The sequence below is a fragment of the Pseudomonas sp. MLB6B genome (assembly GCF_054508135.1).
Map to the genome: position 1 here is coordinate 84982 of NZ_CP199313.1, position 12378 is coordinate 97359.

General features: G+C 64.2%; 13 protein-coding genes. 4 read left to right on the forward strand and 9 right to left on the reverse strand.

The features are described from left to right. Positions 1-13 precede the first annotated feature (13 nt). From ACSMEV_RS00375 to ACSMEV_RS00415, 9 genes are read right to left on the reverse strand one after another with little or no spacing between them, the layout of a single operon-like run. Entirely contained in the window at positions 14-1090 is a 1077-nt protein-coding gene (locus tag ACSMEV_RS00375) for a protein-glutamate methylesterase/protein-glutamine glutaminase (protein ID WP_459206797.1), read from the reverse strand. Continuing rightward, positions 1083-1586 (reverse strand): chemoreceptor glutamine deamidase CheD, encoded by a 504-nt coding sequence (cheD, locus tag ACSMEV_RS00380; RefSeq protein ID WP_459206798.1) that lies wholly within the window; start codon positions 1584-1586, stop codon positions 1083-1085. Before cheD ends, ACSMEV_RS00375 begins: the two co-directional genes overlap by 8 nt. Further along, the gene (locus tag ACSMEV_RS00385; RefSeq protein WP_459206799.1) at positions 1583-2392 is read right to left on the reverse strand and encodes a CheR family methyltransferase; all 810 of its coding nucleotides are present in this window, start codon (positions 2390-2392) and stop codon (positions 1583-1585) included. Before ACSMEV_RS00385 ends, cheD begins: the two co-directional genes overlap by 4 nt. Before the next feature lie 9 nt (positions 2393-2401). After that, complete coding sequence (locus tag ACSMEV_RS00390) at positions 2402-2941, reverse strand: chemotaxis protein CheW (protein WP_459206800.1); 540 nt, start codon at positions 2939-2941, stop codon at positions 2402-2404. A gap of 39 nt (positions 2942-2980) precedes the next feature. Beyond that, the gene (locus tag ACSMEV_RS00395) at positions 2981-4639 is read right to left on the reverse strand and encodes a methyl-accepting chemotaxis protein (protein ID WP_459206801.1); all 1659 of its coding nucleotides are present in this window, start codon (positions 4637-4639) and stop codon (positions 2981-2983) included. Between the two features lie 29 nt (positions 4640-4668). Next, positions 4669-6714, reverse strand: coding sequence for a chemotaxis protein CheA (locus ACSMEV_RS00400; protein WP_459206802.1), 2046 nt, complete (start codon positions 6712-6714; stop codon positions 4669-4671). A gap of 40 nt (positions 6715-6754) precedes the next feature. After that, on the reverse strand, positions 6755-7042 hold the full coding sequence (locus tag ACSMEV_RS00405; protein ID WP_459206803.1) for an STAS domain-containing protein: 288 nt from the start codon (positions 7040-7042) through the stop codon (positions 6755-6757). A gap of 23 nt (positions 7043-7065) precedes the next feature. Continuing rightward, positions 7066-7434, reverse strand: a complete 369-nt coding sequence (locus ACSMEV_RS00410) for a response regulator (RefSeq protein WP_296265905.1) — start codon at positions 7432-7434, stop codon at positions 7066-7068. A gap of 9 nt (positions 7435-7443) precedes the next feature. Beyond that, positions 7444-8655 (reverse strand): methyl-accepting chemotaxis protein, encoded by a 1212-nt coding sequence (locus ACSMEV_RS00415; protein ID WP_459206804.1) that lies wholly within the window; start codon positions 8653-8655, stop codon positions 7444-7446. Positions 8656-8969: 314 nt separating this feature from the next. Here ACSMEV_RS00415 and ACSMEV_RS00420 point away from each other — a divergent pair, with 314 nt between their 5' ends. From ACSMEV_RS00420 to ACSMEV_RS00435, 4 genes are all read left to right on the forward strand, one after another. Continuing rightward, complete coding sequence (locus ACSMEV_RS00420) at positions 8970-10346, forward strand: iron-containing redox enzyme family protein (RefSeq protein ID WP_459206805.1); 1377 nt, start codon at positions 8970-8972, stop codon at positions 10344-10346. A gap of 23 nt (positions 10347-10369) precedes the next feature. Beyond that, complete coding sequence (locus ACSMEV_RS00425) at positions 10370-11341, forward strand: methyltransferase (RefSeq protein ID WP_459208269.1); 972 nt, start codon at positions 10370-10372, stop codon at positions 11339-11341. Between the two features lie 167 nt (positions 11342-11508). Next, positions 11509-11826 carry a type II toxin-antitoxin system PrlF family antitoxin gene (locus tag ACSMEV_RS00430; RefSeq protein ID WP_459206806.1) on the forward strand — a complete coding sequence of 106 codons (318 nt, stop codon included), beginning with the start codon at positions 11509-11511 and terminating at the stop codon, positions 11824-11826. Continuing rightward, a complete protein-coding gene (locus tag ACSMEV_RS00435) occupies positions 11826-12296 on the forward strand; it encodes a type II toxin-antitoxin system YhaV family toxin (RefSeq protein ID WP_459206807.1) in 471 nt (156 codons plus the stop codon). The genes ACSMEV_RS00430 and ACSMEV_RS00435 overlap by 1 nt, the downstream gene beginning before the upstream one ends. Positions 12297-12378: the final 82 nt, after the last annotated feature.

Below are 12378 nucleotides of genomic sequence, written 5' to 3' on the forward strand. Positions count from 1 at the left end.
GTGCGCCCTAAATTCACTTATACAAAATCGCCTGATGAATCTCCCCCAACGCCATGATCCGCTGCGCCGCGTTCAGCTTAATAGCCTCCTTAGGCATCCCAAACACCACGCAACTGGCTTCGTCCTGGGCGACGGTCGCCGCCCCCGCCTCAAGCATCTCCTTCAACCCCCGCGCCCCATCGTCCCCCATCCCCGTCATGATGATCCCCGTCGCATTCCTTCCCGCAAACCGCGCCACCGACCGAAACAACACATCCACCGAAGGCCGATGCCGATTCACCAACGGCCCATCGATCACCTGCGCGTGGTAATACGCCCCACTGCGCGTCACCATCAAATGCTTCCCCCCAGGCGCAATCAACGCCAGCCCTGGCAAAATCCGATCATTGTTACGCGCCTCACGCACCTCGATCTGGCAAACGCTATTGAGCCGCTCAGCAAACGAAGCCGTGAACTTCTCCGGCATGTGCTGCACGATCACCATCCCCGGGCACACCCGCGGCAGCGCCGTCAGCACCGCTTCCAGCGCCTGGGTGCCGCCGGTGGAGGTGCCGATGGCGACGATACGCTCGGTGGTCTGGGCCATGGCCTGGCCGGTGCCCGCAGGCAGAATCGCATCCGCACTCAGCTTGGTGGCCGGCGCCGGTACAGGGCTCGCACTCCGCTTCCCCAGATTCCTGACATTGGCATTAGCAGCAGCCCGCACCGCCGCCACCAACTCGGCCGCCGATTCGATCAGAAACCCCTTCAACCCAGTGGAAGGCTTGGTGATGATCTCCACCGCCCCCGCCGACAACGCCTGCAAGGAGGTCTCCGCCCCCTTCTGCGTCAACGACGAACAGATGATCACCGGCGTCGGCCGCTCGCTCATGATCTTCTTCAGAAAGGTGATGCCATCCATGCGCGGCATCTCCACATCGAGCACGATCACATCCGGCCATTCCCGCGCCAGCTTGTCCATGGCGAACAGCGGGTCGGACGCCGCGCCCATGACGTGGATGTCCGGCGTGTCGCCGAGAATCGCCTGCAACACTTGGCGCACCACGGCGGAATCGTCGACCAGCAGCACACTGATTTTTTTGCTAGGCATGTTCTTGAAGGGTTCCCATTGGTTGGTGCCGGACCCAGACGTTGCCGTTCCACAGGTCGAACAGGATCGTGCGATGGCCGGTGCTGCCCATGTCCTGGGCCGTCAGGTGCAGGTGGTGGCGCTCGGTCAGGGCCAGCGCCGCGCGGATGTTCAGGCCGGCCACGTCCTGCGTCGGCAGGCGGCGGCGCAGTTCGGGGAACATCTCGCCGCCGCCGAACAGCTTGACCTGATAATCCTGGGCCTGGGTGCCATTGGCTTGCGCGTGGCGCAGCAACAGCTCCAGGGCTTCGTCGGCATAGCGGCCATCGAGGGGCTGCTGCTTGCGCGGGCGGCCCGGCAGCATGAAGTGGCACATGCCGCCGATCCGCCGCTGCGGGTGCCAGAAGGTGATCGCCACGCAGGAGCCGAGCAAGGTGCGCAGGCGCGTCGGCCGTGTGGCGAAACTGACTTGGCCGGGGGCCAGGACCACTTCGGTGGCGCCGATGGGCTTTTTCATGGTTTGCGGTAGATCGAGGGGGCCACCAGCTTCAGGGTGTCGTTGACCCCATGCAGGCTTTCCGAGTGGCTGATGATCAGGTAACCGCCTTGCTTGAGCAGCGGCAACAGGCGCGCGACCACCTGGCACTTGGTCGGCTGGTCGAAGTAGATCATCACGTTGCGCAGGAAGATCACCTCGAACTCGCCCAGCGCCGGCAGCGCTTCGTTGAGGTTGACCTGAACGAAATTGACGCGGTTGCGCAAGGCCTTGTCGACCAGCACGGTGCCGGCCTGGCGACCGATGCCCTTGAGGCAGTACTTGACCAGCAGCGGCTTGGGCAAGGTCTCGATGCGCTCCATCGAGTAGTGCCCGGTGCGCGCCTTGGCCAGCACTTGGGAGCTGATGTCCGAGCCGACCACTTCCCAGGGCGTGGTGCCCAGGCCTTCGGCCAGGGTCATGGCCAGGCTGTAGGGCTCCTCGCCGGTGGAGCTGGCCGCGCTCCACACGCGGAACGTGCGGCCCGGCGCGGCCTGGGGCAGCACCTGCTGGCGCAGGAAGTCGAAGTGCTTGGGCTCGCGGAAGAAATAGGTTTCGTTGGTGGTCAGCAGATCCAGCGCGACTTGCAGTTCGCCCTTGCGCTGGTCGTGCATGATCAGCTTGAAGTACTCGCCATAGCTGTGCAGCTCGTAGTGCTTGAGGCGCTTGAACAGGCGCCCAGCCACCAGGGCCTTCTTGGCCGGCGACAGGTTGATGCCGGCCGCGCGGTACAGCCAGCTCTGGAACTGGCCGAACTCGCGGTCGTCGATGGCAACGGTGTTGGGCATGGTCGGGCCTCAGCGCGGGTCGAGGTCGGGGGCCGGCGCCTGGCCGGCCTCGGCGATGCTGGCCATCTCGTCGATGGACAGCACCTTGTCCGCCGCCAGCACGATCACGAACTTGCCGTCGACCTTGGCCATGCCGCTGATGAAGTCGGCACGGATGCGCGCACCGAAGCTCGGTGGCGGCTCGATCTGCGTGGCCGGAATCTCCTGCACGGCAGACACCGTATCGACCAGCAGGCCGATGTCCTGCGGCTGGCCGTCTTCGCTGCTGGCTTCGAGGATGATCACGCAGGAGCGCCGGGTGATCGCCGAGTGGGCGCGACCGAAGCGCGCCGACAGGTCCACCACCGGCACCACGGCGCCGCGCAGGTTGATCACCCCGCGCACGAACGCGGGCATCATCGGCACCACGGTCAGGCTGCCGTATTCGATGATTTCCTTGATGCCCAGAATGCCGATGGCGAACATTTCGCCGCCCAGCATGAAGGTCAGGTACTGCCCGTCCTCGTCGACCGCCACTGCGCGCTGCCGCGTCGTCGTTACTGCGCCCATGTCGCTGCTCTCCCTGGTAGGCCCGCCTCGATCGTGGGATCAGAAGCGGGTGAAATCCGACTCGTCCGGCGCACTGGCCATGTTGTAGGCGAACGCCTTGCGCGCAGGCGTGGGTTTGCTGCGTGGCGGTTGGCGGTTGGGCGTGCTGCCGGGGCTGTCCACGCCACTGCCCTGAAGCGCGGGCTTGGGCGCCGAATCGAGCACGAAGAAGCTCATGGCCTGTTGCAGTTGCTCGGCCTGGCTGCTCATCTCTTCGGCGGTGGCCGCCAATTCCTCGCTGCTGGAAGCGTTCTGCTGGGTCACCTGGTTGAGCTGGGTCATCGCCGTGTTGATCTGCGCGACCCCGGCGGCCTGCTCTTCGGACGCGGCGCTGATCTCCTGCACCAGGTCGGAGGTCTTGTTGATCGACGGCACCATTTCGTCGAGCAGGCTGCCGGCCTTCTCGGCCATGTCCACGCTGCTCGACGACAGCTCGCCGATCTCCTGGGCGGCCACCTGGCTGCGTTCGGCCAGCTTGCGCACTTCGGCGGCCACCACGGCGAAGCCCTTGCCGTGCTCGCCGGCCCGCGCAGCCTCGATGGCGGCGTTGAGCGCGAGCAGGTTGGTCTGGTAGGCGATGTCGTCGATGATGCCGATGCGCTGAGCGATCTTTTTCATCGCCACTACCGTCTGCTGCACCGACTCGCCGCCCTCGGTGGCTTCCTTGGCGGCTTTGCTGGCCATGCCGTCGGTGACCTTGGCGTTTTCGGTGTTCTGGTTGATGCTGGCGCTCATCTGCTCCACCGACGCGCTGGTTTCCTCGACGCTGGCGGCCTGCTCGCTGGTGGCCTGGCTCATCGATTGCGCAGTGGCGCTGACCTGCTCGGAGGCACTGGCGAGGTTGTCGGCGGCGTTGCGCACTTCGCCGATGATGTGCGCCAGCTTGCCGACCATGTTGCGCATGGCGTTGAGCACCATGCCGGTCTCGTCCTTGCCACCCGGCTCGATGTGCGCGTTGAGGTTGCCTTCGGCCAGGTGCTCGGCGGCGCTCGCGGCTTGGCGCAGAGGGCGGGAAATGATCCGTGCGATGAACAGCGCCAGGCCCAGGCCGATCAGCAATGCCAGGACCAGCACCGCGATGATCGACACGCGGGCGCGCTCGTACAGCGCCGAGCCCTTGTCACCCGCGGCACTCGCGCCGGCATCGTTGAGCTCGACCATTTTCTGCAAGCGTGCCGTCACCTCGTCGAAATGCCCTTTGGATTCGCCCCGGAGCAAGCTGCGCGCCTGCACTTCCTGGTTCTGACGGGACAGCGCCAGCACCTGCTTGCTGCTCTCGAGGTAGGCGTCCCAGGCGCTTCTCACGCTGAGCAGCAGTTGCCGATCTTCGTCACTGGCCACCAGCGGCTCGTAGGTCTGCATGCGGGTTTCGAACTGCTCGCGCGCTTCTTCGGCTTCGCGTTCGGCCTGGGTCTTTTCTTCGGCGATCTCGGTGCTGAGGTGGCGGTTTTCCTTCAACCGGTAAGTGGCGGCGAAAAAGCGCATGCCTGCCGCTGCCCGCATGGAGGGCATCCAGTTGCTCTTGATCTCCTGGGCGGCATGGTTGACGGCGCCGAGCTGCAGGATGGCGAAGGTGCCCATGGCCCCGGTCAGTGCCAGGACCACCAGAAACGAGCTGATCAGCTTGGTGGAAATCTTGAGATCGTAGAACCATTTCATCGGGGTACCTCCATGGAGTTGCAAAGACGTCAGCGGGCGGAAGGCGTCGGCGACTGAGGCGCCTGGGCCGTGCGGGCTTCCAGTTGTACGAGTTGGTTGAGCAGTGCCGGCACGTCCAGGATCAGGGCCACCGCCCCGCTGCCGAGGATGGTCGAGCCGCTGATGCCGCGCAGGGCGCCGAACAGCTTGCCCAGGGGCTTGATCACGGTCTGGAACTCGCCGTGCAGGTCGTCGACCACCAGCCCGGCCTTGTGCTCGGCATAGCGCACCACCACCACGTTCTGCCGGCGCGCGGGCGGGCCTTCGTGGTCGAAGTGGTCGCGCAGGTCCACCAGGGGCAGCACCTCGCCGCGCAGGTCCAGGTAGCCCTGGTCGCGACCGGACTGGCGCTGGCGGTCGTCCAGTTCGATGCATTCCTGGACCATGTCCAGCGGAATCACGTAGGTGGACTGGTCGATGCCGACCAGGAAGCCATTGATGATCGCCAGGGTCAGCGGCAGACGGATGCGCACCAACGTGCCCTGGCCGGGGCGGCTGTCGAGATCGACGGTGCCGCGCAACAGGGTGATGTTGCGCTTGACCACGTCCATGCCTACGCCGCGCCCGGACAGGTTGGTGACGGCCTCGGCGGTGGAGAATCCCGCTTCGAAGATCAGGTTGTAGACCTCCTGGTCGGTGAGCACCGCCCCGCTCGCCACCAGCCCACGCTCCTGAGCCTTGGCCAGGATGCGCTCGCGGTTGAGGCCGGCGCCGTCGTCGGCGATCTCGATGACGATGCTGCCGGAGTCGTGGTAGGCGTTGAGGCTCAGGTGGCCCTTGCTCGGCTTGCCCGCCGCACGCCGCGCCTCGGCGCTTTCGATGCCGTGGTCCATGGCGTTGCGCAGCAGGTGCATCAGCGGGTCGCCGATCTTCTCCACCACGGTCTTGTCCAGCTCGGTGTCCGCACCGTCGATGATCAGTTCGATGTCCTTGCCCAGCTCCTGGCTGACGTCGCGCACCACGCGGCGGAAGCGGTTGAAGGTGTCGCCGATGGGGATCATGCGCAGGTGCAGGGCGCCGTCGAGGATGTCCTCCACCAGCCCCGACACTGTCGAGGTGGCTTCCTGCAGCGGGTCGTTGTCGCAGGCGCGCGCCAGCAGGCTCGCGCCGGCGCTCGCGATCACCAGTTCGCCGACCAGGTTGATCAACGCGTCGAGCTTGTCGGCGTTGACCCGTACGTAGCTGCCGTCGCGGGTTTTCGCCTCGGTGTTGGCCGGCAGGCGCTGGGCTGCCGGGGTGGACGGCGAATCTTGCTCGGCGTGTGCGACGATCAGGTCACTACCGGTGGCCATGCTGTCGTCGGGCGTTTCGTCGACCGCATGGATATGCACCTCGCAGTCGTCGCGCACGAAGTCGAACACTTCGTCGAGCGTGGCCTGGCTGGCCGTCGAGCGCAGGTCGATCTCGAAGCCCAGGTAGCAGCTTTCCGGGTCCCAGTGTTCCAGGGCGGGGATGCTGTCGGTCAAGGTGGTGACCTGCACCATCTGCCCCAGGGTTTCGAGGTAGCGCAGGAACGACAGCGGGTCCATGCCATTGCGGAACACGTCTACGCCGAAACGCAGGGAAATGTGCCAGAGCACGGCGGTCGGCGCGTCTTCGGCCAGCACCGCAGGAACGGCGTCGGCAGTAGGGGTACGCAACGTCTGGTAGGCGCTCAGCGCCTCGCGCAGGGCTTCGTCGCAGGTCAGTGCGGCCGGGCTCGGCGCTTCGCCGCGGCTGGCGACCACGTCGATCAGTTCGAGCATGTGGTCGCCGCACTTGAGCAGCAGCGCGATCAAGGCCGCGTCCACCGCCACGCTGCCTTCGCGCAGGCGGTCGAGCACGTCTTCGACGATGTGCGTGAAGCCCACGATCGAGGTAAGGCCGAACAGCCCGGCGGACCCCTTGATGGTGTGCGCGGCGCGGAAAATCGCGCCGAGGGCATCCTGGTCGTCGGGGTCGCTTTCCAGTTGCAGCAGGGATTGCTCCATGGCCTGCAACAGTTCGCGCGCCTCGACGATGAAGGTCTGCAATGCCTGATCGAGATTGATGCCCACCTGGACCTTCCTTGTCGAGCGATGAACGGAGCAGCGCCGGTTACAGCGCGGCGCTGCGACACAGTTGGAGCGCCTGCGTGACCGCCTGGCTCTGGCCGGTCACCTGCAAGGCGCTGCCGGCGAGGCCGGCTTCGCGCTGGACGACGGCCAGCCACTGCAAGCCGGCACCGTCCATTTCCGTGACCTGGGACAGGTCCAGCGCCAGGCGCGGCGCTGCGCCGATCTGCGGCAAAAGCGCGCCCGCCAGTTCGGCGACGGTGTAGATCGTGAGTTCGCCGTCGACGCCCACCTGGGTGGTGCCGTCGAGGGTTTCGAGGGTGAGCGGCATGTCGGCCTCCCTGGCGCCGGGTGTCAGGGCAGGATCAGTTTCGAGACCGCCGCCAGCATCTGCGCCGGCTGGAACGGCTTGACCACCCAGGCTTTGGCGCCCGCGGCCTGGCCTTCGGCCTTCTTCGAAGCCTGGGACTCGGTGGTCAGCATGATGATCGGCGTGAACTTGTAGCTGGCCAGCTTCTTGACCTCCTTGACGAAGGTGATGCCGTCCATGTTCGGCATGTTCACGTCGCTGATGATCAGGTGCACCTTCTGCCCGGTCAGCTTGTTCAGGGCGTCCTTGCCGTCGCTGGCCTCGATCACGTCGTAACCGGCGCTTTTCAGCGCGATGCCGACCACCTGCCGTACGCTGCTGGAGTCGTCGACCACTAATACATTCTTCGCCATGTTGGGCTCCTAGAAGAAAGTGATGTCTTGGGAATTGGGTTGCACCGCCGCCTCGCCATGGTGGAGGCGCCGTTGCTCCTCGGTGGCGTAGGTGGTTTCCATGCGTGCCAGCCATTGCCGGGCGTCGATGGCCAGCGGCTGGTCGGGGGCTTGGTTGGCCTGCACGAGGTGCTCGTGCAGGGCGTGCATGTTGTCGCGCACGTGGCTGAGGATCTGGCTGACCCGGTCCTGGAACTGCAGGTTGACCAGCACCTCGGTCATCTCGTCGCGGATGCCGTGGCTTTCCTGCTTGAGCAGGTCGGCGGAATCCGCCAAACGCCCGGTGATGTTCTGGAAGCGGGCGAGCACCACTTGAATGGTCTGTTCGGACTCGCTCACCGAATGGCTGTCCTGGTCGGCGCTGCTGGAGGCGGCCTGCACCAGTTGGGTGATGGCGTTGTTGATGATGTCGACCTTGGCCGACATCTGCTGGCCGGTTTCGCTGGACTTGCTCGACAGGCTGCGCACCGCGTCGGCCACCACCGCGAAGCCGCGACCGGCCTCGCCGGCACGCGCCGCTTCGATGGCCGCGTTGAGGGCCAGCAGGTTGGTCTGTGCGGCAATCGCCGCCACATCGGCGGCCATGGTCCGCAGTTCGCCGGTGTAGGCGGTCAGGCTGCGCACCTGGGCCAGGGTCTGGTCGCGGCTGGTCTGCGTGGCCTTGAGCGAATCGATCACCTGGCTCAACTCGCCGTCGCTGCGCGCCAGCGCTTCGAGGGCGCCGTCGGCGGCCTGCCCGTCCAGTTCGCCGGCCGCGTGCTGCGACGCTTGTACGGTTTCCTGCAAGCGGGTGGCGATCCCGGTGAAGCGATCCGCCAGGCTGACGATGGCTTCTTCGGTCTGATGGCGCGAGCTTTCCACTTGCTTGGCCCAGATGGGCATGGCGCCGAGCAGGACCTCGTCGAGCTGTGTCCGGGCGGCCATGCCGTTCCGCGCATGCGCATTCGCCTGGTCCGCCTGTGCCTGCGCGACCGCGCGTTGCACTGCGGTGCGCTGCGAGGCGGCGCTCAAGGCACAAGCGCCCAGGCCGATTGCCACCAGTACCGCGCAGGCCAGCAGGTTGGCCGTCGAGGTCGACTGCACGAGTATCCAGACCACGGCCGGCACGACCGGGATGAATGCGAACCCATTGAGACGCGGAACACCGGAAGAGGTAATGCGGCTGGATTGACGCTGAGCCATGAGTTCGATCCTTGAACGGTGTAGCGGGTGGAGATGACAAAAGGGTTATCAGCTCTGTTTGTAACAACTTTAGACAACCTATGTGCCTTCCGTCCGATTCATGACCAGCGGACGACTGTGTGCTCAGCGTGTCCACACCCGTCCGGATTTCGCCTGAGCGAAACCAAAGGCACCGGTGTTCTGGAGACTAAAGACGTCGTTGTCTTGGGGCTTTCGAGGCCTGCCGCCACCCGTCAGCCCACCCCGAATCCCATGGAATTTATCCCGCCACGCCTACCTCCCACTTAGAAACCATAAAACCGTGTAGGCCCCGTATGACTTCCCTGCGAAATCTCGCCCCACGCCTGACTGCCACCACGCCGCCGGAAGCCTGTACCCCCGTTTCGGTTTACCACGCCTTATTACGCCACCCGCACGACACCGACCTGACCCCGGTGCGCGGATTCCTCGACGCCCAACTGGCGCAAGCCAAACAACTCGGCGACGAAGTCGAAGGCCTGCCCGAAAACCTCGACGACCTGCCGACCTGGATCGAAGAAAACGGCAACGCTGTCGCCTGTGCCTACCGTGAGTACCTCAAGGGCCGGCATGCCGGCGAGGGTCGCCAATACTTCGGCAGCAAGGCCCATGCCCTGTATTTCCTCCAGCACGTGGCCCCGACCAAACTGGTCGACGGCGCCTGGCTGTACAACTCGCTGTCCCACGCCGGCGACTGGCGCTACCACAACTTGATCCGCACTTACCTGGAAGAGCTGGGCGACGGCGACCCCGGCCTGAACCATGTCGTGCTCTACCGCAAGTTGCTGGCCGACCACGACTGCGCGCCGACCGAACTCCTCGAAGAGGCGCTGTACGTGCAAGGCGCTATCCAGCTGGCGCTCGGTCACCTGGGCGACGAATACCTGCCCGAACTGCTGGGCTATAACCTGGGCTATGAACAACTGCCGCTGCACCTGCTCATCTCTTCGTTCGAGCTGAACGAGCTGGGCATCGACCCTTATTACTTCACCCTCCACGTCACCATCGACAACGCCAGCACCGGCCACGCCCGCAAGGCGGTGGACACCGTGCTGGACCTGTTGCCCACGGACGACACCCGTGAGGACTTCATCGCCAGAATGCGCGCTGGATACCTGCTCAACGAACTGGGCAAAGGCACCAAGGCCGTGATCTCCGGCTTCGATCTGGAACAGGAAGTGGTCGCCATGCTGGAACGCAAGCGTACCTTCGGCCAGCACCTTCACTCCGACTACTGCCGTCTCGACGGGCGCACGGTCAACGAGTGGCTGTCGGAACCGGGACGCTGCCGCGAATTCCTCACGGTGTTGGAGAACAAAGGCTGGATCAAACACGACCAGGACCCGGCCGACAGCCGCTTCTGGCAATTGATGGACGGGCCGGGCGCGCCGATGTTCGGGGTGTTCAACGGCTATGAAATGCAGCTGTTGCGCGACTGGATCGCCGGGGATTGGCTCGACGAGCACGCGGCCAGACGGCAGAACCCCTTCCGTGCGCAGTTCCGCCGTCGCCTGTCGGCCGATGCGGCCTCCACGGCTGCGTCGTCCCGCACTACGGTGGCGACGGACGCGCTGATCGACCTGTTGTCGCCCGCACACCACGCGACGCCCGAGGGGTTGAGTGCCACTCGCGTGTATGTTCGTAAACTTGCGGAAGGATCGTTGGCGGTATGAGTTCACTCGATACCCAGGCAGCTATGGATGAGGCTGCTGCGCCTGAAGAGCGGGCCCATGATCTGGCCTTGCTACAGATGGGCCGCACGTTGCTGGCGGAAAACTACCGGTTCATGACCGTCACGCCGCTGACCCACCAGCGCAATAACGAAAGGGCGCAGAACCGCGAGGCGCATAACGTGCGGGACGTCTTCGGCTGGAACCGTCCGTTCGAAGCGCACGTGCTGCCTGGCGTGGAAGCTGAAGCATTACGGAAAAGTGGGGGCATACGCGCTCAGGAAGGACACTGGATCAGCACCGTGCGCTATTCGAGCCTGGGCGAGCTGCTCTTTGTTCACTCGGGCTTCCCCACCACTGCGCGCGATTCGGTCTTCTTTGGCCCGGACACCTACCGCTTCGCCCAGGCCATCGAAGCGCACCTACGTACTTCGACACACCCCGTACGCACTGCGGCGGACATTGGTTCAGGCAGCGGCGCGGGCGCCATCGTGATCGCCCATGCCAGACCCGAAGCCCAGGTACAGGCGCTGGACATCAACCCGACTGCGCTGCGCTTCACGGCCGTCAATGCGGCCTTGGCGCAGACCGAAAACGTTTCGCCTCGCTACAGCGACCTGTTGAACGGGGCTTCAGGCCAGTTCGACCTGATCGTCGCCAACCCGCCGTACATGCAGGACACGCAAAAGCGGGCCTACCGCCATGGCGGCGATCGCCTGGGGTCGGAATTGGCCGTGCGTATCGTCGAGCAGGCGCTGGAGCGTTTGACGCCGGGTGGCACCCTTCTTCTTTACACGGGCACCCCTTGGGTGGACGGCACCGACCTGTTCCTGGAAAGCGCCCAGCCTCTGGTCGACAAGCCTGGGTTCACTTGGTCGTATCGCGAGGTCGATCCGGATGTGTTCGGGGAAGAGCTGGAATCCGAAACCTACGCCTGCGCCGAACGCATCGCTGCGGTCGTGCTTACCGCGACCAAGGCTAGCGGTTTCAAAAGCTAAGTGCAGCATCCTGCCATCAGCCAATGACGATGCCCAGGGAGTGATGCACCGATTCTGGGGCACTACTGCCCTCCACCGCCATTGGCCTGTGCTCATCAGGAAGATGAGGGATTGATAGCGTAAGGATATTTCCTTACCATCTACCGAGCATATCCAGGAGAATGCTCATGCCTGCCATCTATGAAATCGCCACTTTGACATCAAAAGGCCAAATCACCCTTCCCAAATCCGTTCGCCAGCTACTGGGCCTCGATACCGGTGGCAAGATCGCATTCGATATACGCGACGGTGAGGTGGTGGTCAGCCGTGTGGAAACTATTCACGAAGACCCCGCCATAGGTGCATTTCTGGGTTTGCTAGAGGCTGATATGCGCAGCGGGCGTAACCTCTCAGCTTTACCGGAGGATCTGGCGTACAGCATGCTCTCCAACGCAGGCTGCGGTGTAAATCTGGATGACGAGATAGACGGTGAGGTTGCGCTTTGATGCAGCGACACGGCTGGACGCTGTTGTTCCATGAAGGTGTGGTCGCACAGTTGCGCAAGTTGCAAGAAGCTGCCGCAAGGGCCGAAAAAAATGACCCGCAAAGCTTCGAAAGCAATGCCAACGTCAAACTGTTTCGAGCCCTTAGCCAATTGATTCTGAATGTAGTGCCCGAGGATCCGGCACGCGACGATTTCCGCCAGGGCAACACACTGGGAGCAGCCTATCGCCATTGGCGGCGGGCAAAGATCGGCAGGCGGTTCCGGCTGTTCTTTCGCTACGACTCGAAATCCAGAGTGATTGTCTACGCATGGGTCAATGACGAAAACACCCTCAGGTCGGCAGGCAGCAAATCCGATCCCTATGCCGTGTTCGAGAAAATGCTTGGCCGAGGTAACCCTCCCGATGACTGGGATGCTTTGGTTGCTGCCACTCGGAGCAACTGGGAAGTATTCGAGTCTTCTACTTCTTAAGCCCCGCCGCTCGCAAAACTCCCGGATACCCGCTCATGTGAGGACTCACTTGGAAGCAGCATCGAGGCCCACAAAAGGCAGT

Bases quoted from the DNA above. Each gene is read 5' to 3' on its own strand.
- ACSMEV_RS00395 (WP_459206801.1), bottom strand. From the start codon at position 4,639: ATGAAATGGTTCTACGATCTCAAGATTTCCACCAAGCTGATCAGCTCG.
- ACSMEV_RS00405 (WP_459206803.1), bottom strand. From the start codon at position 7,042: ATGCCGCTCACCCTCGAAACCCTCGACGGCACCACCCAGGTGGGCGTC.
- ACSMEV_RS00425 (WP_459208269.1), top strand. From the start codon at position 10,370: ATGGATGAGGCTGCTGCGCCTGAAGAGCGGGCCCATGATCTGGCCTTG.
- ACSMEV_RS00375 (WP_459206797.1), bottom strand. From the start codon at position 1,090: ATGCCTAGCAAAAAAATCAGTGTGCTGCTGGTCGACGATTCCGCCGTG.
- ACSMEV_RS00385 (WP_459206799.1), bottom strand. From the start codon at position 2,392: ATGCCCAACACCGTTGCCATCGACGACCGCGAGTTCGGCCAGTTCCAG.
- ACSMEV_RS00430 (WP_459206806.1), top strand. From the start codon at position 11,509: ATGCCTGCCATCTATGAAATCGCCACTTTGACATCAAAAGGCCAAATC.
- ACSMEV_RS00415 (WP_459206804.1), bottom strand. From the start codon at position 8,655: ATGGCTCAGCGTCAATCCAGCCGCATTACCTCTTCCGGTGTTCCGCGT.
- ACSMEV_RS00390 (WP_459206800.1), bottom strand. From the start codon at position 2,941: ATGGGCGCAGTAACGACGACGCGGCAGCGCGCAGTGGCGGTCGACGAG.
- cheD (WP_459206798.1), bottom strand. From the start codon at position 1,586: ATGAAAAAGCCCATCGGCGCCACCGAAGTGGTCCTGGCCCCCGGCCAA.
- ACSMEV_RS00435 (WP_459206807.1), top strand. From the start codon at position 11,826: ATGCAGCGACACGGCTGGACGCTGTTGTTCCATGAAGGTGTGGTCGCA.
- ACSMEV_RS00420 (WP_459206805.1), top strand. From the start codon at position 8,970: ATGACTTCCCTGCGAAATCTCGCCCCACGCCTGACTGCCACCACGCCG.
- ACSMEV_RS00410 (WP_296265905.1), bottom strand. From the start codon at position 7,434: ATGGCGAAGAATGTATTAGTGGTCGACGACTCCAGCAGCGTACGGCAG.